This window comes from Sphingobacterium spiritivorum, from assembly GCF_016724845.1.
In the GTDB taxonomy this organism is placed as follows: Bacteria; Bacteroidota; Bacteroidia; order Sphingobacteriales; family Sphingobacteriaceae; genus Sphingobacterium; species Sphingobacterium spiritivorum_A.
Genome location: NZ_CP068082.1, coordinates 3,134,014 through 3,154,778, shown reverse-complemented (window position 1 = coordinate 3,154,778; position 20,765 = coordinate 3,134,014). Strand labels below are relative to the sequence as shown.

The following is a 20,765-nucleotide window of genomic DNA, read 5'->3' as shown; positions in this document are numbered from 1 at the left end:
AGTCTATATAGAGGGCAAGTATTATTTCATGGTTCGTATGGAGACCGCAGCAATTACCGTTGCGACAATACAAATTATTCCGGCAGAGAAAAAGGCAGTCTGAAAACCTGAATTAAGAGCAGTGGCTTCGACTTCACCTGCCATTTTAAGTGTATTGGTTTTGGCTGCCGAAATCGCAACAATAATGGCCAGCCCCAAAGCTGATCCGACCTGGTAACTTGTATTCACCAATCCGGATGCAAGTCCCGTTTCTTCTGGTTTTGCACCCGACATAGAAGCCACAGTCCCGGGGATGTACGTAAGCGACATACCGACTGCTCCCAACAAAGAAGCAGGCAATACATTAGCTACAAATGTCCCGTCAGAAGGCACTAAGCTGAACAATATAAGTGATCCAGCAAGTGCTAGCAACCCTACAATCATATTGGACTTAAAACCAAACTTAGCGACCAGTTTCCCGGTAACGCCCACCATCAGAAACATAATAGCCAGTGTCATAGGCAATAGTGCAAGTCCACTATTGAAAGCCGAATAATGAAGTGTTTGTTGTAAATACAGATTAAGGAAAAACCATAATGGTATCCATGCGGCTGCCAGTAATGCCATTACGATATTACCCGCTGAAAGATTCGGCACTTTAAAAATAGACATAGGAACTAACGGTTCTCTTTTCTGTTTTTGAAGAATATAAAAGGCGATCAACAATGCGATTGATAGTATCAGGAGACCAATAGTATGTACCGAACCCCACCCTTCACTTTCGGATGAAACAATAGCATACACCATCAATATAAGAGAGGCTGTGGCCAGAATAGCACCTGCCATATCTACTTTTCCCTTTCTGGTTTCGCCGGTAAACAGAAGACTCTGACTACGAAGCAATACTATGATGCCAACAGGAATATTAATGAGGAATATCCAGTGCCAGGAAAGCCATTCGGTAATGGCTCCACCAAGAAAAACGCCGGCTGATCCTCCAGCAGCAGCAGATGCCCCCCAAAAACCGAGTGCTTTGTTAAGTTCTTTCGGATCTGTAAATTTGGATAAAACCAGTGTAAGGGCTGCCGGAGCAATAAATGCAGATCCTAAGCCTTGCAAAGCTCTTCCCATATTGAGCGCTGACTCAGACCATGCAACACCTGCAAGTAAAGAGGCTAATGTTAGAATTACAAAGCCCCACATAAATATTTTTCGTGCTCCAAACAGGTCTGACAACCGCCCTCCCAGTAATAAAAAACCTCCAAACAGAATAACATATGCATTGAAAATCCACTGTAATCCGGTTTGCGTATATCCTAAATCAGCTTTTATAGCGGGCAATGCAACCCCAATAATAGAAGTATCCATTATGACCAAAAACTCAGCAGTACATAATAAGAAGAGTGCCGCCCATCGTTTACTGTACGGTTTTGATTGTTCAGGTGGAGAAGTATTTTTCATATTTATTCTTTAGTAAGTATTTAGATTTGAATATTAATTTTTTCTCCTGCTCACATAATATGCGCAGAAAACAAATAATTTGATTGTCCCAACAAATATATAGACGACTGTATGTAAACACTTTACATAATTAAGGCTATATAGTGTAAAATTTATTTAAAGTGTACGCATGATAAAATGATATTAAAATAGAGTCAGGAATTCTGATTATCTTTCTCATTTAGATTGTCATTTCCTAAGTAGTAACTTTTGCTTCTCTGCAGACCCTACCTTTCATCCTCATCATTATTAATGAACAAAAGCCTTACCTGATATTCTGGTAAGGCTTGCATCAGACACATTGTAATCCTTATGCGATAGACTATCGTGTCTAATTAAATAATGACAAGATTGGAGCAGCTCATCAGAGTCAGATATTCCTCTGTTGGCAATTATCTTGTTTATACCTATACGGCAATATCTTTCTTCTATACCAAACAACAACTAATGCATTCGAATGATTCTTCTGATAAAGAATAACATATTCACCTCAGGTAGGGTTCGGCTTATAAGCATGCTCCATAGACCTTGTCATAATATTATTTATCTACTTTTGTAAAACAGGATCTTATTACAATTCCAGCAATCCCAAAGCATGTTGAAGCTCTGTATGCAGTATACGTAGATTGTACATAGCCTGCAGATAATTTATTTTAGCCTGTGTAAGGGCCAGTTCAGCATCCGTCAATTCCAGTCTGGAACCCAATCCGTTTTTGAACCGGTCTTCGGTCATCTGGTGATTTAGTTCTGCAGATTGTACGGTGGTTTCCTGTATTTTCAATTGAGAGGCAGCTTCTTTCCATTTGCTGATAATGCTAGCCAGTGTTGTTTTTATTTCATCTTTGAGATCTTTCATCTTTACCTGCTCCTGTTGTGCAATGATCCTTGCCTGGCTAATTCTGGATTTACTTTGTCCTCCGTTGAATATCGGTACGCTCACCTGCAACCCCAGGAAAGATGTTCTTGGCCATACATAATTATTAAACTTCAGGTTATCTGCCTGCGCTTGTACCTGATATTGACCAATTACAGCAATCTTAGGTAATAGTTCCGCTCTGGTAGCATATATCTTCTGTTCCCGCATAGCAATGACCAGTTCCTGTACATTCAGATCTTTTCGGTTGGATTCGGCAATTTCCAATGCTTCACTAACATTCAGAAAATCAGCCTTATACACCTTTACATCAGACTCTAACTCGTCTGTGAGCTCCAGTTCCTGCGCATCTTCAAGTCCTATCAGTCTTTTGAGTTCCATACCGGAAACTTCAATATTATTATTGAGATAAGAAACAGAAGATCTTAAATTTTCTACAGCAATAAAACTTCTTAGCGTATCCGACTTCAGTCCTCTTCCTTGTGCCAGCAAGGCGCGTGAATCTTTCAAAGCACGGACGTTGCGTTCGTGACTCTGTAACAAGAGGTTGAGTTGTCGCTTCATCATCAGTATACTGAGGTAGCGGGTAGAAACTCCAAGCGCTATGCGACTTTTCAAATCCTCAGTCTTTTCCGTTTGGATTTTTTCATTGATTCTGGAAGCCTTTGTGAGCCTGTGTGCACCTAAATCCATAACCGGCTGGTAAAGAGATATAAATCCGTTAAAAATATTTCGACCGCCTACAGCAATTTCCTGTACCGCCTTATTCGTTCCTGCAAAGGATCCGGGAAGGAAGATATTCTGCCGGTCAAAGTAATACGAATAGCCTACTCCTGCCGACAGATCGGGTAATAATTTACCTTTACTTTCCCGTGTCTGTTCTGTAGCATTCTTTTCTTCCAGTGTCTGCACCTGCAGGATTTTATTTCCCTGTCTTGCCATAATCAGAGCTTCCTGTAGTGAAAGCTCCTTTTTTTGGGCAAGTAATGGCCTGCTGCCCACAAGCAACAGAATCATTATGAGTATATATGATGCTTTTTTCATCGTAAAATATTTATAATCAAGATTAGCCGATTTTTTTGATTTTGTTTTCACGCCTATCCTCCTTCTCAGTTGGAGAAGTATCAACTGCGGGGAGATAGCCGGACTTATTTTATATCTGTCATTATTCATGGCTAGTTTCTATTTCACTATCTTCCATTTCTACGACTTCTTTTCTGCGCTTGCTACTGGACAGATAAGAGTACACGGCCGGTATGATAAACAGTGTGAGTATGCCTGAGAACACTAATCCTCCGGCGATAACTATACCCAGCGACTGACGGCTGTTGGCTGTCAGTGCAATAGGCAGTGCACCGAATATCATGGCTAGTGAGGTCATCAGAATAGGACGGAACCGCTGTTCTGCAGCCTGTATCGCAGCCTCGAATTTGGAGAGTCCGGTGTCTTTGAGATGATTGGCAAACTCTACGATCAGGATACCATTTTTCGTAATGAGCCCTACCAGTGTGATGATACCAATCTGGCTGAATACATTAAGGCTTTGACCGAACCAATGGAGGCTGAGGATAGCTCCTGTGACCGCCATCGGTACGGTAAGCATAATAGTCAGCGGGTCACGCAGACTCTCAAATTGTGCGGCCAGAATCATGTAGATAATCACCAGAGCGAGAATTAGTGTGAAAGCTATATTTCCCTGGCTTTCTCTGTAGTCACGAGACTGGCCGGCTAATGACGTTTTGAAATTCTCTCCCAGAACTTCAGTTTTAATGCGTTCTATTTCTTCAATTCCTTCTGCCAGGCTCACACCTGGTGCCGGTGCTGCTGATACGGTAGCAGAGGTGAACTGATCGTAACGGTATATGGCTGCAGGACTTACAGCCTCTTCTGTAGTAATCAGGTTGTTTAGTGGGATCAGTTGTCCGTTATTAGAGCGTACATATATAGAATTGAGATCGGTAATATCATTCCGCAGTTCGCGCTTCATCTGTCCGATGACTTCATATTGCCTGTCGTTACGCAGGAAATAAGCGTAGCGCAGTCCGGAGAGTGACAGTTGAAGTGTACGGGCAACTTCTTCTATGGAGACTCCCATAAGGGCGGCCTTTTGTCGATCAATATTTATTTTGATCTCAGGTTTATTGATTTTAAGATCAGCATCCGCAAACATCAGTTTTTTACTTTGGCGTACTGCATTCAGAAATTTTGGAAGTGCTGCAGTGAGAGTATCCAGATCCTGAGCCTGCAATACAAATTGTACGGGCATACCCCCTCCATAACGGGAACCAATGGTAGGTGGCAGGTAAGGGAATAAGAGAAATCCTCTGAAACTGGCCGAAGCCGCTCCATACTGATTATACAAATCCTGTATGCTGGCTTTTCTTTCTTTCGGATCTTTCAGATAGATACTTTGTACAGCAACATTAACAGGAGCCGGAGCCGGAATGAAGGATATAGCAACCATGGAATAGGTCTGATACAGTCCGTCTGTAGAATCATTGACATATTTACCGACATCTATCATATGTTTTTTCATATAATCGAAAGACACTCCTTCTGGTGCAATAGCAATAAGGCTCATATTGGATCTGTCTTCTATCGGCGCAAGCTCAGAAGGTAGTTTTTTACCCACAAAATAGATAAGTCCCGTAGTGACAATCAGGAAGATCCATGCCAGCCATCTGGCACGCATAAAGGCCTTGAGCAAATGAGCATACCCATTATTCATACGAACAAAAAATGGTTCAGTTACCCGGTAAAACCATCCCGGACCTTCTTTCTTTTTAAGGAAATAGGCACTGAGCATAGGGGTCAGCGTAAGAGCAACAAATGCGGATACTAATACGGATCCGGAGACCACTATAGCAAATTCTTTGAATAACTGGCCGCTGATACCACCCATAAACACAATGGGTAAGAATACAGCTGCCAATGTTATAGTCGTAGAGATAACGGCAAAATATATTTCTTTGGAACCTTTAAAGGCTGCCTGTATCGGCGGCATACCTTCTTCTATTTTTTTATAAATATTTTCGAGTACCACGATTGCATCATCCACCACCAGTCCTATCGCGAGTACCAGTCCAAGCAAAGTCAATACATTGATAGAGAAGCCTGAAATATACATAATGAAAAATGCCGACAAGATAGATACCGGAATAGCGATAACAGGGATAATGGTAGAACGCCAGTCTCTCAGAAACAGAAAGATAATAATAACGACCAGACCGAAGGCGATGAAGAGCGTCTCTTCTACTTCCTTGATGGATTCGCGTACGGATTGTGTAAAGTCGAAACCTACAATCAGACGGTATTCGGACGGAATGTCTTTGCGCAACTGATCAAGACGTTTGTAAAATTCATCTACTACCTGAATCGCATTGGCACCTCGCTGTATCTGTATGGCGACACCAATACCTACACGATTGAGGTTGCCGGTTTCATTGATGATAGCGGTACGTTCATTCATTTCTCCCAACTCTGCCGAGCCGACATCTTTGAGGCGGATAACTGAGTTTTCGGTCTGTTTGACGATCATTTCATTAAAATCGTTTTCCGTAGTCAGCCTGCCCAGTGTGCGTATACTAAGCTCGCTGTTGTTTCCTTCTACACGTCCGGACGGAACATCTATATTCTCCCGCAGCAAGGCCTGACGTATGTCTTCAGGAGTCAGTCTGTAGGCCGCAAGTTTTATCGGGTCAAAGCGCAGGCGCATCGCGTATTTATGCTCGCCTACGATAGCGACATTGTTGATACCGGGAATGGATTGCACACGATCTTTGATAACAGTAGAGGCGATATGGCTTACTTCTTTTATATCTTTGGTATCACTTTCTACTTCGAGAAAGGCGACCAGGTTATCGGGCGAAGAGGCTTTCTGTACAATGGGTGGATCTACGTCTGCCGGAAGCTGTTTACGTGCTTTAGAGACTTTATCTCTGACATCGTTCAGGGCATCTTCGATGTCCATTTCGCGGTTGAATTCTATCGAAATAACACTCACCTGCTCTCTTGATTCGGAGGAGATGGTACGTATTCCGTTTGCCTCGGCAATGGATTCTTCCATTGGCCGTGTAATCTTGGATGCGATTACATCGGGGCTTGCTCCCGGGTAAAAGGTAACGACGGAGATAACGGGCGGCTCGGTGAGCGGGAATTCCCGAATCCCCAGTTGTTTCCATCCAACCACGCCCAAGATGACTATAAGGAGGGAAAATACACCGGCTAAAACCGGCTTTTTTATGCTTAAAGATGATATACTCATAATGTTGCAAATTGAGGTGGATTATTTTTTGACAACAGCTTGTACCGGAGTACCATCCCCAACGCGCATCATGTTGGAAACAACAATGCTGTCTCCGGAAGTGATTCCGGAAGTGATAATGGCTTCTGTCTCCGTTCTGTTGCTTATCGTTACGGGTACGGGTTTGGCTATACCGCCTTTTATGATAAATGCATTATAGCCTTGCCCGCCGGGCATTAATGCTTCGGTAGGTACCATCACACCTGTAGTTCCTTTCTGTTCGGTACTGAAATATACTTTGACGGACTGTCCGGCACGAAATTTCCCACTACTGTTGTTAGTTACAGCCTGTACTTCCAGACTTCGACCCTTTGCATCAAGCCCCGGTTCGGTAGCGGTAATGCTGGCATTGTATTGCTCTTCTGAAGACCCGGTACTGAATTGAATCGGGGTACCGTTTTTTATTAAGGGCAGGTACCTTTCCGGTAACGTAAAATTAATTTTGATACTGCTTTGATCCTGCAGGTTTACCAAAGCTGTCCCAGGTGACACATAGGCTCCCAGATGGACTTTGGTAATCCCTACCCTACCTGAAAATGGTGCACGGATTACAGTCTTGGCGAGCTCTGTCTGCAGATAATCCTGCTGTGCCTCAAGGGAGCTGACACGTGTAAGTGCTTCATCATACTCCTGCTGTTGTACAGTTTCAGTCTTCAGGAGATTGGTCATCCGGTCTTTATTCAGCCGGGCCAGTTTCAACTCAGCCTGTACCTGTCTGAGCCGTGATCTGATGTCAGAGTCATTGAGCGTATATAATACAGCTCCCTGACTAACGTGGCTACCATCTGTGAAAGCCACTTTGGTTATCTTTTGTGCGGTTTCACTTACCACTGAGATTTCGCGAAGAGGTAACAGCGTACCGACAAAGATTTCCTGCTGATCGAGCTCCTGCTCCTGTGCAACAATTACGTCTACAGGTAATTTACCTGCAGCTGCCGGAGCAGCCGCTTCTTCTTTTTTAGGTTTGCTTTCACATGCTGTGAACAGGATGCTTAACAATGGAATCAGTATTCCTAATTTGTGTGTACGATATTTGTAAAACATTATCTTGTTTTTAAGTTATGAAACAAACAATTGATTCTATCACAAATGTATATCGCTTTACATTCTGTTTTTTTACACAATTACAGATATGTGTTCTAAAATTTATTTAAGAGAAAATCATTTCTATAAAAAAGTTAAGGGGGTATATGTGGGATAAAAAGGATCATTAGTTGAATAGAAAAAGTTTGAGACTACTGACATAGTGTTGTCAATACAACAGGCTACATTTGTGCAGTCATCAAAACAACAGGACAATGAAAAACCGCTACAGCATACTGATTTTAGTATTTATAATACTATCAGGCTCCGCTCAATCTCAAATTCAAACAAATATTTCTAAAACTATGGACGATCAAATTATTCAGCAATTTTACGTAATCGGTATTTCGACAAGAACGACGAATGCAAACGGACAGGCTGCTAAAGATATCGAAGCGTTGTGGGGCAGATTTTGGAACGAAGAGATCCAAAAACAGATTCCAAACAAAGTGGGCGACGAGTTTTATGCTGTTTACACAGATTACGAAACGGACTTTACCGGTCCTTACACCACAATTATAGGGTTACCGGTTAGCTCTTTGGAGTCCATTCCGGAGGGTTTCGTAGGCCTGACCATTGAAACAGCATCTTATAAAAAATTTGTATCAAAAGGTAAAATGCCTGAAGCGGTCTTCAATACCTGGCTGGAAATCTGGGGAGATCAAACACTTCATTCAAAACGGGCTTATAAAGCAGACTTCACGATCCACGGCAAAAAATACTTCGATGGTGATAATGCAGAGGTAGAGACTTTTATTTCCGTTAAGGAATGATTAATTGAAAGACTTTTATCCAGATGTTAAGATAGACTAAACTGATGTTAGTTAACCATTAGACGTGGCAACTCGTCTTCTCTGTTTTATTTATAGCTATACTGCCCTATATTCGATTTATTTTTTTATATTTTTGCTTTCAACATTTTCAAGACCTTATGACTACATATAACGAAGACAGCATACGATCCCTGGACTGGAAGGAACACATCCGTCTACGTCCCGGAATGTATATTGGTAAATTGGGAGATGGATCAGCGTATGATGATGGTATCTATGTACTACTCAAAGAGGTAGTGGACAATTCCATCGATGAATTTGTAATGGGAGCTGGTAAGATCATTGACATATCGGTCAATGAAAACAAGGTATCTGTGAGAGATTATGGTCGTGGTATTCCTATCGGATCAGTAGTAGACGTTGTATCAAAGATCAATACCGGAGGTAAATACGACAGTAAAGCTTTTCAGAAATCCGTAGGACTTAACGGAGTTGGTACTAAAGCCGTAAATGCACTATCAACACAATTTACAGTACAATCTTACCGCCAGGGTGAAACCCGGATAGCTCAATTCAGCAAAGGCGAGCTGGTCACTGATGAAAAGAAAGAGACTACTCAACGAAACGGTACGGCGGTCTCCTTCTATCCGGATGACAGTATTTTCAGAAACTACAAATACCGTATGGAATTTGTAGAAAATATGATCTGGAATTATGTATTCCTGAACTCAGGACTGGTTATCAATTTTAACGGTCAGAAATTTATCTCTGAAAATGGACTTAAGGATCTTTTAGAACGCAATATAGATACTGAATCTATGCGTTATCCTATTATACATCTAAAGGGAGAAGATATAGAAATAGCGCTGACCCATGGTCAGCAATATGGTGAGGAATATTATTCCTTTGTCAATGGTCAGCATACTACACAGGGAGGTACTCATCAGGCCGCATTCAGAGAAGCTTTGGTTAAAACCATCCGTGAATTTTACAAAAAAGATTTCGATGCAGCCGATGTTCGTTCCTCCATTATCGGAGCGATTGCGATAAAAGTTCAGGAGCCTGTTTTCGAATCACAGACAAAGACAAAATTAGGCTCTCAAAGCATAGGTCCTGATGGCCCCACAGTACGTACATTTATCAATGACTTCCTCAAAAAAGCGTTGGATGATTACTTACATCGCAATTCGGATACCGCAGATGCTTTATTAAAAAGAATCCTGCAATCCGAACGGGAGCGTAAAGATATTGCCGGAATCAAGAAGCTGGCAAATGAACGTGCAAAGAAAGCTTCCTTACACAACCGCAAACTCAGAGACTGTAAAGTACATTTTTCGGACAAAAACGAACGTAACCAGGAGACTACCCTTTTTATCACAGAGGGAGATTCGGCCAGCGGATCGATAACCAAATCACGCGATGTACAGACCCAGGCTGTATTCAGTCTGAAAGGTAAACCTTTAAATTCTTACGGCATGTCTAAAAAGATTGTCTATGAAAATGAAGAATTCAACCTCTTACAGCACGCACTCAATATCGAAGATGGTCTGGACGGCCTTCGTTACAACAACATTGTAATCGCAACAGATGCCGATGTCGATGGTATGCACATCCGTCTGCTCTTGCTGACCTTCTTTCTTCAGTTTTTCCCTGATCTTGTCAAAGCAGGGCATGTAGCTATTTTACAGACTCCTCTCTTCCGTGTACGGAATAAAAAAGAAACTATATATTGTTATTCGGATGAAGAGCGTCAACGGGCTATTGCAAAATTAGGTGCAAAACCTGAAATCACACGTTTCAAAGGGTTGGGAGAAATTTCACCGTCCGAATTTGGTTTATTTATAGGTAAGGATATCCGTCTGGATCCTGTTATTCTGACCAAAGACAATAAAATTCAGCAATTACTGGAATATTACATGGGAAAAAATACTCCGGACAGACAGAAACATATTGTCAACAATCTGCGTGTAGAAGTCGATCTGGAAGCAGAACTGACAAAACAAGCGGTATAGTTGAGTACTAATCGAACCTAACCTTAATGACTAAACCCATATTGATTCTAATCCAATGTCAGGACGACGTTGGATTAGTTGCAAAAATAGCTAATGCACTGGCACAGTACCGGCTGAATATCGTCACCATGCGTGAATTTGTAGATGAGGAAGCCGGTAAGTTTTTCGTTCGCGTAGTATGTACGGGAATACTCGAAAACACGGAAGAATTATTTTCTGCTTTAAAACAAAATCTTCCGGAAAATGCCAGCATAAAAATCAATCCGTCAGAGCGAAAAAAATTAATCATACTGGTCACCAAAGAGCATCACTGTCTGGCAGATATTCTAATTCGCCATCATTTCGAAACCTGGGATACGGATATTCAGGCTGTAATAGGTAATTATAGCGATCTGGAAGGATTCACCCGAAAATTTGACATCCCCTATCACTATGTTTCACATGAAAACCTTAGTAAGGACGAGTTTGAAGGCCTGTTGACAGCACAAATTGACCAATATGAGTTTGATTATATTATCCTGGCCAAATTTATGCGAATCCTTTCTCCGACATTTGTGCAGCAGTACCAGGGCCGGATTATCAATATCCATCACTCCTTTCTTCCCGCTTTCATAGGAGCTAATCCCTATCGGCAGGCACATACCCGCGGAGTGAAGATCATAGGTGCAACAGCACATTATGTAACAGACGATCTGGATGAAGGACCTATTATCGTACAGGATACCCGAAGAGTCAACCACACCTATACTGTACAGGATATGATGACTGCCGGTAAAGAAATCGAAAAAGCAGTACTTGCCAGAGCAATCCGTCTGTTACTGGAAGACAGAGTGATGCTGGACCGCAATAAAACAGTTGTTTTTGAATAGTGTTGAGTGAAATATGATCAACATCACTATTTACTAGTCTACCCAGTTACTTTTTACATGCATAATTATCGCTTATTTCGTATCGAAATAAGAACTGAATAATGACGCACTCCTTTCACATTCCTGTACTGGGATTGGCCTTTTCTATAGATTCCCCTCTCAAAGTTGCCAGGTACGGTATTTCATCTGTAATTTCTATTGTGGATGACGAACTTATAGAACGTATCCGGGCATACTACAGCAAACTAAATAATATAGACTTTCTTCCTATTACTAAAAAAGATCAGGATTTTAGAGCAAAACGTATTACGGCATACCTTAATCTGGTAAAGCAACTTGTCAAAGAACAAACAGCCGGCATGCGCGCCCAGCTTATGGAGGCAAACGCTGAAGCTGCACGTTACTTTAACCTTCTCCCGGATAATAATCCAATCAAGGCGCAATACGATCAGATGCTGAAAGAAACAGATGATAAGACCAGAAATCAACTGTCTCTACACTTGCATTCCTGTATTCAGCCTGGAGATATCGACGTCAATATCATGTCTAAAGTGGATAAAATTAATTATGCCGCCGATGGTGAGGCTTTAGACGAAAAATATGCCGATGCACTGGCTGCATTACGTGGTTTTGCCAATTCAGATCTGCATTCTTCCGTTGTATTATCAGCCGGTATGAACCCTCGGCTGTATAGCTACCTGTCTGAACTGGAAGTCTTCCAGCCAAAGGAAGATCAGGAATTTGAGAAAAAGATCACGCTCAAAGTAAGTGACTTTCGCTCTGCTATGATACAAGCCAGATTCTTGGCAAAAAAAGGATTGTGGGTATCTGAGTTCAGAGTAGAATCCGGATTAAACTGCGGAGGACATGCTTTTGCAACAGACGGTTATCTCATTGGTCCGATACTGGCTGAATTTAAAGACAAAAAGCAACAATTAAAAGAAGAGTTATTTGATACGTACCGCAAATACTGGGAAGCAAAGAATATCATTTGTAAACAAGCACCACACATCAGGTATACAGTACAGGGAGGCGTCGGCACTGCGGCCGAACATCAGTTTCTATTAAGTCATTACGATTTTGATGCTGTTGGCTGGGGATCGCCATTTCTATTGGTTCCTGACGCTACTACAGTAGATAATGATACATTACAGGCGTTGGTTGAATCCAAAGCGGATGATTTTTATATCAGCGGATCCTCACCCCTCGGTGTTCCGTTCAACAATTTCAGAAAAAGCTCTGCAGAGAAACTTAGGATTCAGCGGATTGAAAAAGGTCGTCCGGGCAGTCCATGTAAAAAGAAATATCTAGTCTCCAGTACAGCATACACAGCACAACCGATCTGTACAGCTTCCCGTGAATATCAACACATGAAATTAAAGGAGCTTGACCAGCAAGAATTGACAACCGAAGCATACGAACGGGCCTTCCGGGACATTACAGCAAAAACATGCCTGTGTGAAGGTCTGGCAACCCCGGCATATTTAAAGTATGATATCCTTAAGCCGAAAGAGTCTGCCGCTGTAGCTATCTGTCCCGGACCTAATACTTTTTGGTTCAAAGGTATATTTTCATTGGATCAGATGGTCAATCATATTTATGGACGTGACAATCTTATTCCGTCTGCCGAACGCCCTATTCTGTTTATCAATGAGCTTAGACTCTATGTGGAGCATATCCGCAAATACATAGACGTAAATAAGCTAGAGGTGGACGATAAAAAGATTAAGTATCTGGATAAATTCAAGACTCAGTTAAAGGAGGGTATTAACTATTACAGGACTTTAATAAAAGACTTGACAGGCTTCCAGGCTTCGGTATTGGCTACATTTCCTCAACAGCTTGATGAGATCGAAGAGGAGCTGGAAACCCTGTACCTGAGATAAAAATCGGCTTTGACTTTCAAAAATCAGGTATGGTATGCAGCGATTCATTACACTATCGCTGCATACCATAATAAATATTTAGTCTTTAGCAATCTTTCTGAATTTACCAAACACGCCTAATGGTAATTTAGGTCCTGCTGTAGCTTGCAGATAGAGCTCTCCGATTTCCAGATTTTCCACTTTCGGAAAAGCAGTTCTGATCAGATTTTCAACAATAACGGAAGAGAAGCCTAAAGAATAGGTATTCAAAATAAGGAAATGTTCTTTCGGATCCAGTAGCTGCACGACATCCTTCATCATTTCCATGATATGGTCTTCCAGTTTCCACTTCTCCCCTTTCGGACCGTGTCCGTAAGCTGGCGGATCCAGAATAATTCCATTATATGTATTTCCGCGTTTAAGTTCCCGCTTTACAAATTTAAGAGCATCTTCTACTACCCAACGGATATTATCTAGACCTGAAATTTCCTGATTCTCATTTGCCCAGGTCACAACCTGCTTGATAGAATCTACGTGCGTAGTGTCTGCACCCGCAGCTTTTGCGATCAATGAGGCTCCACCAGTATATGCGAACAGATTGAGGACTTTAGGTTTGTCCGTCTTAAAAGAGCGTACAGAGTCCGAGATATAATCCCAGTTAACAGCTTGTTCCGGAAAAATACCCACATGTTTGAAAGAAGTAAGTCCCAGTCTGAATTTAATTGCAGCATCTTTATTTTTATATTCGATATGCCAGCGATCCTGCGCTTTAGGATTTTTTTTCACCCAATCCCCCGAAGTTGCAGAACGACCTTTAAATCGAATATCATATCTTTTTGTCCACTCGGCATCAGAAAGTGTTTTAGGCCATACAGCCTGCGGTTCCGGACGAATCAGTACCAAATGACCAAAACGCTCCAGTTTTTCAAAATCACCACAATCGATGAGTTCATAATCCTTCCAATGCTGAGGAGTCAGTAATTGTATTTCAGTATTTTTCAAAATCAAAAATTTGCAGCAAAGATACAGTTAATCATTCAAACCTCATGAATCTACCTATACTTCGTAATAAGTATACTGATAAAATATACTTTTCATCAAACAAGAAGTTTTAATTATTTCAATTTATAATTTGTGAGTGAGTGATACTGGTAATATCTGGAAACAAAACAGAAAGCTGTTTATTAAATGGCTGACTAGTCGTAAAAATAGGTGTACTTATTTGATTTTATTCTTTTTCTTTATTTCAACAATATCAATAAGATCCTGCGGTCTTCCGCTAGCCTCCTTATTTTTTATAAAATCAAAGACACCTATATAAAAGATTTTTAAGTCTTCAACCTCAATGACCTGTCGATTTTCTTTAGCTTCAGAGAAGGTAATACCATCGATATCATTCAGGATGTCTATACGCAAGGGCGGATTTCCTATTTGAGTAATATATCCTGGTCTAAGAAAGTCCTCTTCCACCAATCCCAATGACCCCATCCCGAAATCATGGATAACATTAACCATTAATGCTGCATTATGTTCAGATACATCAATCCAAATATCAAGATCCCCGGTATATCTGGGTTGACCATGCATATCCACCGACAATCATGTAATCTACATGGTAGTCATTCAGTAAAGAAACGAAATCCTTAAAATCGTCAAAAAAATCCATTCTTCACCTTTTCCTTTTATTGACAATACTTTTATCCATCTTCTCCTGCTTTTTCAAGGATTGAGAGACCAAAAAGGTCACAGCCCTTAATCTAAATATCACTGGCTGTTTTAGCCAGTATTCCAGATCCTCAGCACTTTGATCTTGCAACCTTAGCGGAGCCTTGACTACAATTGGCGTTATATTTCTTTGTTTAATAACCACTGGTTTCATATACAACGATCATAAAAACTTAATACTATATACAGCTATTAACTGTCATGCTTCATCGTTTTGCGGGCAGCCTGCATCAGCGGACTTGCAAATACGAAATCATTCAACTCCTTGACGTCCGACTGAAGGATATCCTGATTGGTGCCTTCCCAGAATTTTTCACCTTTATATAAATACAGAATATATTCTCCGATACCCATTACCGAATTCATATCATGTGTCACCACTACGGTAGTACATTGGTACTCCTGAGTCAGATCCTGAATTAATTCATCAATCAGAATCGACGTTTCAGGATCAAGCCCTGAATTGGGTTCATCGCAGAAAAGATATTTAGGCCCCATGCTGATTGCTCGGGCAATCCCAACCCTTTTTTTCATACCTCCTGAGAGCTCGGCCGGAAACAGTTTATTGGTTCCCTTCAGATTGACTCTCTCCAGACAGAAATTTGCACGATCTATTTTTTCGCTTTTTGACATCTCTGTAAACATATCCAATGAAAACATCAGATTCTGTTCTACAGTCATCGAGTCAAAGAGAGCTGAATTCTGAAAAAGCATACCTATCTCCTTTCGGATAGGCACACGCTCTTCAAAACTCATCTTCGTAAATTCCTGTTTATCAAAAAACACACGTCCCTGTTCCGGATTATGTAATCCCACTATACACTTGAGTAAAGTACTTTTTCCGGAACCGGAACCACCAATAATCAAACTTACCTTTCCCGGTTCGAAAATAGCATCTATTCCTTTTAATACTTCTTTCTCACCAAATGCTTTATGAATATTCTGAATTTCAATCATCTTCCTTACAACATTAAAGCTGTGATCAAATAATCACTAGCCAGTATAGTAATACACCCAATCACTACGGCCTGCGTACCTGCCTCTCCTACTTCCAAAGCACCTCCGCTCACATAGAAACCTTTATAAGCAGGCACTGAGGTAATAATAAATCCAAAAACTACAGCCTTGACCATCGCAACGGATACTGTAAAGCCATTAAAACTACCCTGAATACCCTGTATATAATCGGCCGTACTAACTGCACCGGATAATGCACCTCCTAAAAGTCCGCCCAATATCGCACAGAAAATCGCCACAATAACTAAAGCCGGAATCATGGTAATACCAGCCAGTATCTTAGGCAGAATCAGATAACCTGGGGCATTGATCCCCATAATTTCCAATGCATCGATCTGCTCTGTGACACGCATAGAACCAATCTGTGAAGAAATAGACGAACCTACTTTACCCATTAAGACCAACGCTGAGATTGTAGGTCCCAATTCCAGAATATTGGAATCTCGGTTGATCTGTCCGATAATCGAATTCGGAATCAGATCGGACACCAGCTGAAAGGCGATCTGCATGGTCATTACCGCCCCGATAAAGGTCGAGATGATCACGATCAGACCCAACGAACCAAGTCCGATATCGGTCATCGCAAACATGGTTTCTTTCCAATAGATCTTTCCCTTTTCGGGTTTTTTAAAAACTGATTTTAAAAGTAAAATGTATTTTCCGATATGATAAATTAACATATATTTCCTTTAGTATATTATTTGCTATAAAACGCCTTCTTCTGAGGGATTCGTATGACCCATTCCCCTGCTATATCAAAATATAAACGAATATAGGTATAATCCCACAAAAACCTGTTACCTCGCAAGGGCATTGCTGCCATAGAACGGAATATTAATTTTTCACCGACAGATTTAATACATTTACCGAATAAATGCAGTAAATAACCTAATTGCATTGTTTTTTTTATCATCTTCACTTTAATTTTGATTCAGTTAAACAATTAGAATCGACAACATAACTATAAAACATAATGAACAATAAAAGAATTACCTCAGGACTTATCTTTCTTTTTGTGGGGATTATATTGCTTCTTGATGTCCTGGACATCATTGAGTTCAACTGGCTTGAAATTATTCGTTACTGGCCATTATTGATTATTCTGGGCGGTATTAATATGCTTATGCCTAATGGACAATCCGGACAGATCGCCAAATTAGGCTTTACCTGCCTGCTGTTAGGGTTTCTGGTATTTGTCGGCTTTACAACTCCGAATGAAAGCCTAATTTCCAGATTCTTCAAGGGATCTAATATTCATATAAGCACAGATGAAGTGGATGATTCAATTCCTTCCTCTTCAAGTAAGAGCCTTGCGATACAGCTCCCTAAAAATCTATCAGTAGCTAAAGCGAATTTCGATATCGGTACCACAAATCTCAAACTGTCCAGCCAACCGAGTAGCGTATTATTTGAGGCGGGAAATTCTTCAGACTCTTATTTTCTTAAACTCACATCAGACTCTGCCGAAGACGGTACAGCAACTATTGATTTAACGGGTAAAAAGAGAAAAAAAGGACGCAGCAAAAACAACACGACATTATTCAAACTGAATAAAGATGTAGTGTGGGATCTCAACTTTGACATCGGCGCTTCAGATGTACAGATGGACCTTTCTCCTTTTAAAATAAGAAACATTAACTTTGATACCGGAGCAAGCTCTGTAAATATGAAGCTTGGAAGACCTGTAGAAACATCTACGATCAATATAGATGCCGGAGCTTCTTCTGTCGAGATCCGAATCCCTAAAGATGTACCCTGCCAGGTAACTTCAGACAGCGGACTCTCATCTATAGAATTAGGCAGCGGTTTTGTGAGAAAAGGTGACGGCGTCAGTGAAACAGCGAATTATGCACAGGCTACTTCAAAATACAACATTGTTATTGACGCAGGGGTCACTTCTTTCAAGATCATTCAATATTAAATCTTACGAAATTATTACTTCAGAATCCATAACTTTGTGGTAGATATGGATACAAGTAATTTATTGAGCTTACCCGGAGGATATTGTAATTCTAAAACAGATTACAGCCGTTGGGTAACCAGGGAAGTGAATATCGGAGATATACCTATGGGAGGAAATAATCCCATACGTATCCAAAGTATGACCACTATAGATACCATGGATACTATGGGCTCTGTAGAGCAGACTATCCGCATGGTAGATGCTGGTTGTGAATATGTCCGTATCACTGCACCAAGTATAAAAGAAGCCGAAAATCTTGCAAATATTAAAAAAGAACTCCGTAACAGAGGCTATAATGTACCTCTTGTTGCGGATATTCATTTTACTCCGAATGCAGCTGAAGTTGCAGCAAGAATAGTAGAAAAAGTACGGATCAACCCCGGAAATTATGCGGACAAAAAAAAGTTCGATCAGCTTTCTTATTCTGCAAACGAATATCAGGCGGAATTAGACCGTATCTATAAAAAATTTGCTCCATTAGTCAGTATCTGTAAAGAATATGGCACTGCTATGCGCATAGGCACGAATCATGGTTCGCTGTCTGATCGTATCATGAGCCACTACGGGGATACACCGGAGGGAATGGTCGAATCAGCACTTGAATTTATACGCATTTGTGAAGATCTTAATTTTTACAACCTGACCATTTCGATGAAATCCAGTAATCCCCAGGTAATGGTACAGGCTTATCGTATGCTGGTCGAGAAGATGGTCATCGAAAATATGAACTATCCGCTCCACCTGGGTGTCACAGAGGCAGGAGATGGAGAAGACGGACGTATCAAATCGGCTGTTGGTATCGGCACATTGTTAGAAGATGGTCTGGGAGATACAGTACGTGTATCCCTAACAGAAGAACCGGAAAAAGAAGCACCTGTAGCCATAGCTCTCGTAAACCGCTACAGCAAACGTGCTAAAATGCTGCAGGAAGCAGCTATACAAAGCCGGGAAATAATACAGCTTAATCCTTCTTCCGAAACAGTAGCTTACGAATCCAAAGAAGTCAATACTTTTATTGGCGGTTCCCTCGTTCCCCGCGTCATTGTTGATATCTCGGCATCTAATCTGAAAGATCCGAATATCCTGACAGCAACAGGATATCGCTATGATATCCTCAATGACAAGTATCATATGGGAGAACAATCGGTAGATTTTGTATTTCTGGGAGATCAGCTACCTTCTTTCACCATGCCAGGCAATCTGAAGCAGCTTTATAATTACAATACCTGGTTAACGATTGCGAATCCAACCAATATACACCCTGTCTTTGATCTGGAACAGTTTAATGCAGCATCCCGCAAAGACCCTGTACTCAATCTGATATATATAAAAAATAATGATCTGGAATCCGAAATTTTCGGTAATTCAGCTATTGATAATACTGTTGTATTTGTATTGGAAACGGATCATATTCACGGGATGGCAGATCAGCGTCAGTTTTTCGCCAATCTTCAGGAAATAGGGCTCGACAATCCTGTTATTATAAAGAGATCCTATCCGTCAGAAGAATTTTCAGGTCCCGTGGGAGATATTATGAATCCGGAAGAACCGATTTCCAAGATTCAGCTGTATGCAGCAACAGACCTGGGCGCCTTACTGATTGACAAACTGGGCTCTGGCATATGGGTGGATTCACCTGCTACACCTATCGACAAACTGGTATCCTTATCTTTTGGAATCCTGCAGGCTACCCGATCGCGTATATCCAAAACAGAATATATCTCTTGTCCAAGCTGTGGACGGACTTTATTTGATTTACAAGATACCACCCAGATGATCCGTGCACGGACGAATCACCTTAAAGGGTTGAAGATCGCTATCATGGGTTGTATCGTCAACGGACCGGGTGAAATGGCAGATGCGGACTATGGCTATGTTGGTGCAGGGCCGGACAAAATAACGCTCTACCGAGGTAAAGAAGTGGTCAAGAAAAATGTAAGCTCAGCAAATGCTCTTGATGAACTTATCGATATCATCAAAGGCGACGGGCTTTGGATTGAAGAACAAGAAACTGCAGTATAAAAAAAGCGAGACTTCAAAATGAAGTCCCGCTTTTTTTATATCTTGATATAATTATCTTATCTGTAAAACCGACCGTTATCTGACGGATATACGTTTAATGACTGTTTCTGTTCCTGCTACAACTCTCACAAAGTAAAAGCCTGAAGACAACTTGCCATTTGTTTCAAACGCAAGATTCTGATTACCAGCATCAAGCGTATTATTCATAAGCCCTAAAACTTCATTACCCAACGCATCCATGACCTTTATGGAAACGGCATTCTGTTTACCCAATTTGAAGGATACAGTTACCTGTTCAGCAATAGGATTGTAGAATACTTTTACATTATTGATCAGTTTGTCTGATTCTGCTGCAGAAAAAATTTTAGCAGCTGACATACCAAAGTCGTATGAAGATTCGTTATTGAAATATTTAGCAGCCTTTGAGGCATTGGATGCCATATACATATGGCCCATTTTTTTTGATGAACTATCACTCGCCAATACCATATTGGAACCCCAAGCAAAGCTCAGACTTGCCATAAGCACAAGTGCGTTCGTAAGGGTTTTAATAATGTGTATCTTAGTAAAAAATTTCATCATATGTCTGAGACAGTTGTATTGTTAATTGGTTTAATCAAATATAAACCTTTTTCTCAATTATCTTCATACAAAAATAGATTTTTTTTTATCTGATCGTTAATTAATCGGACGATTTTTAATGGCTTTAACAATTTTTAACAACTCTTGACGTTGTCACAAAAAAAACCAAACTTTGGCAGTTCAATTCTGTTATCAAGA

At 40.9% G+C, this 20,765-nt stretch carries 15 protein-coding genes; 6 read left to right on the top strand and 9 right to left on the bottom strand.

Translation table 11 applies throughout. From position 1 onward, the window contains the following. Window positions 1-21 precede the first annotated feature (21 nt). From I6J03_RS13235 to I6J03_RS13220, 4 genes are all read right to left on the bottom strand, one after another. Window positions 22-1,440, bottom strand: coding sequence for an MFS transporter (locus I6J03_RS13235; RefSeq protein WP_003011740.1), 1,419 nt, complete (start codon window positions 1,438-1,440; stop codon window positions 22-24). 610 nt (window positions 1,441-2,050) lie between these two features. Continuing rightward, a complete protein-coding gene (locus I6J03_RS13230; RefSeq protein WP_039990534.1) occupies window positions 2,051-3,397 on the bottom strand; it encodes a TolC family protein in 1,347 nt (448 codons plus the stop codon). A gap of 121 nt (window positions 3,398-3,518) precedes the next feature. Further along, complete coding sequence (locus tag I6J03_RS13225) at window positions 3,519-6,617, bottom strand: efflux RND transporter permease subunit (RefSeq protein WP_003011734.1); 3,099 nt, start codon at window positions 6,615-6,617, stop codon at window positions 3,519-3,521. Window positions 6,618-6,638: 21 nt separating this feature from the next. Beyond that, the gene (locus tag I6J03_RS13220) at window positions 6,639-7,700 is read right to left on the bottom strand and encodes an efflux RND transporter periplasmic adaptor subunit (RefSeq protein WP_003011731.1); all 1,062 of its coding nucleotides are present in this window, start codon (window positions 7,698-7,700) and stop codon (window positions 6,639-6,641) included. A 344-nt stretch (window positions 7,701-8,044) separates the two neighbouring features. Between I6J03_RS13220 and I6J03_RS13215 the strand changes: the two genes are divergently transcribed. The 4 genes from I6J03_RS13215 to I6J03_RS13200 all read left to right on the top strand — a co-directional run bounded on the left by I6J03_RS13215 (window position 8,045) and on the right by I6J03_RS13200 (window position 13,279). Next, entirely contained in the window at window positions 8,045-8,512 is a 468-nt protein-coding gene (locus I6J03_RS13215) for a GyrI-like domain-containing protein (protein WP_039990533.1), read from the top strand. Window positions 8,513-8,670: 158 nt separating this feature from the next. Beyond that, window positions 8,671-10,524, top strand: a complete 1,854-nt coding sequence (locus I6J03_RS13210) for a DNA topoisomerase IV subunit B (RefSeq protein ID WP_003011728.1) — start codon at window positions 8,671-8,673, stop codon at window positions 10,522-10,524. 26 nt (window positions 10,525-10,550) lie between these two features. Then, complete coding sequence (purU, locus tag I6J03_RS13205; RefSeq protein ID WP_003011726.1) at window positions 10,551-11,393, top strand: formyltetrahydrofolate deformylase; 843 nt, start codon at window positions 10,551-10,553, stop codon at window positions 11,391-11,393. A 101-nt stretch (window positions 11,394-11,494) separates the two neighbouring features. Continuing rightward, window positions 11,495-13,279 carry a hypothetical protein gene (locus I6J03_RS13200; RefSeq protein WP_003011724.1) on the top strand — a complete coding sequence of 595 codons (1,785 nt, stop codon included), beginning with the start codon at window positions 11,495-11,497 and terminating at the stop codon, window positions 13,277-13,279. Window positions 13,280-13,357: 78 nt separating this feature from the next. Here I6J03_RS13200 and I6J03_RS13195 read toward each other — a convergent pair whose 3' ends face one another. The 4 genes from I6J03_RS13195 to I6J03_RS13180 form a co-directional block, all read right to left on the bottom strand. Further along, a complete protein-coding gene (locus I6J03_RS13195) occupies window positions 13,358-14,266 on the bottom strand; it encodes a class I SAM-dependent methyltransferase (protein WP_003011722.1) in 909 nt (302 codons plus the stop codon). Window positions 14,267-14,476: 210 nt separating this feature from the next. Then, the gene (locus tag I6J03_RS13190) at window positions 14,477-14,845 is read right to left on the bottom strand and encodes a hypothetical protein (protein WP_003011720.1); all 369 of its coding nucleotides are present in this window, start codon (window positions 14,843-14,845) and stop codon (window positions 14,477-14,479) included. 330 nt (window positions 14,846-15,175) lie between these two features. Next, window positions 15,176-15,940 (bottom strand): ABC transporter ATP-binding protein, encoded by a 765-nt coding sequence (locus I6J03_RS13185; protein ID WP_003011716.1) that lies wholly within the window; start codon window positions 15,938-15,940, stop codon window positions 15,176-15,178. A 5-nt stretch (window positions 15,941-15,945) separates the two neighbouring features. Next, window positions 15,946-16,680, bottom strand: a complete 735-nt coding sequence (locus I6J03_RS13180) for an MlaE family ABC transporter permease (RefSeq protein WP_002992825.1) — start codon at window positions 16,678-16,680, stop codon at window positions 15,946-15,948. Between the two features lie 293 nt (window positions 16,681-16,973). Between I6J03_RS13180 and I6J03_RS13175 the strand changes: the two genes are divergently transcribed. Together I6J03_RS13175 and ispG are read left to right on the top strand one after the other, a co-directional pair. Then, the gene (locus I6J03_RS13175) at window positions 16,974-17,921 is read left to right on the top strand and encodes a LiaI-LiaF-like domain-containing protein (RefSeq protein ID WP_003011711.1); all 948 of its coding nucleotides are present in this window, start codon (window positions 16,974-16,976) and stop codon (window positions 17,919-17,921) included. Between the two features lie 45 nt (window positions 17,922-17,966). After that, window positions 17,967-19,985, top strand: a complete 2,019-nt coding sequence (gene ispG, locus I6J03_RS13170; protein WP_198137141.1) for a (E)-4-hydroxy-3-methylbut-2-enyl-diphosphate synthase — start codon at window positions 17,967-17,969, stop codon at window positions 19,983-19,985. Window positions 19,986-20,060: 75 nt separating this feature from the next. Here the strand turns inward: ispG and I6J03_RS13165 are convergent, their stop codons facing one another. Beyond that, on the bottom strand, window positions 20,061-20,567 hold the full coding sequence (locus tag I6J03_RS13165) for a T9SS type A sorting domain-containing protein (protein WP_115170481.1): 507 nt from the start codon (window positions 20,565-20,567) through the stop codon (window positions 20,061-20,063). Window positions 20,568-20,765: the final 198 nt, after the last annotated feature.

Excerpts from the sequence above, each read along its gene's own strand:
- I6J03_RS13235 (WP_003011740.1), bottom strand. The coding sequence starts at position 1,440 with ATGAAAAATACTTCTCCACCTGAACAATCAAAACCGTACAGTAAACGA.
- ispG (WP_198137141.1), top strand. The coding sequence starts at position 17,967 with ATGGATACAAGTAATTTATTGAGCTTACCCGGAGGATATTGTAATTCT.
- I6J03_RS13210 (WP_003011728.1), top strand. The coding sequence starts at position 8,671 with ATGACTACATATAACGAAGACAGCATACGATCCCTGGACTGGAAGGAA.
- purU (WP_003011726.1), top strand. The coding sequence starts at position 10,551 with ATGACTAAACCCATATTGATTCTAATCCAATGTCAGGACGACGTTGGA.
- I6J03_RS13225 (WP_003011734.1), bottom strand. The coding sequence starts at position 6,617 with ATGAGTATATCATCTTTAAGCATAAAAAAGCCGGTTTTAGCCGGTGTA.
- I6J03_RS13215 (WP_039990533.1), top strand. The coding sequence starts at position 8,045 with ATGGACGATCAAATTATTCAGCAATTTTACGTAATCGGTATTTCGACA.
- I6J03_RS13220 (WP_003011731.1), bottom strand. The coding sequence starts at position 7,700 with ATGTTTTACAAATATCGTACACACAAATTAGGAATACTGATTCCATTG.
- I6J03_RS13175 (WP_003011711.1), top strand. The coding sequence starts at position 16,974 with ATGAACAATAAAAGAATTACCTCAGGACTTATCTTTCTTTTTGTGGGG.
- I6J03_RS13230 (WP_039990534.1), bottom strand. The coding sequence starts at position 3,397 with ATGAAAAAAGCATCATATATACTCATAATGATTCTGTTGCTTGTGGGC.
- I6J03_RS13165 (WP_115170481.1), bottom strand. The coding sequence starts at position 20,567 with ATGATGAAATTTTTTACTAAGATACACATTATTAAAACCCTTACGAAC.
- I6J03_RS13190 (WP_003011720.1), bottom strand. The coding sequence starts at position 14,845 with ATGCATGGTCAACCCAGATATACCGGGGATCTTGATATTTGGATTGAT.
- I6J03_RS13180 (WP_002992825.1), bottom strand. The coding sequence starts at position 16,680 with ATGTTAATTTATCATATCGGAAAATACATTTTACTTTTAAAATCAGTT.
- I6J03_RS13185 (WP_003011716.1), bottom strand. The coding sequence starts at position 15,940 with ATGATTGAAATTCAGAATATTCATAAAGCATTTGGTGAGAAAGAAGTA.
- I6J03_RS13200 (WP_003011724.1), top strand. The coding sequence starts at position 11,495 with ATGACGCACTCCTTTCACATTCCTGTACTGGGATTGGCCTTTTCTATA.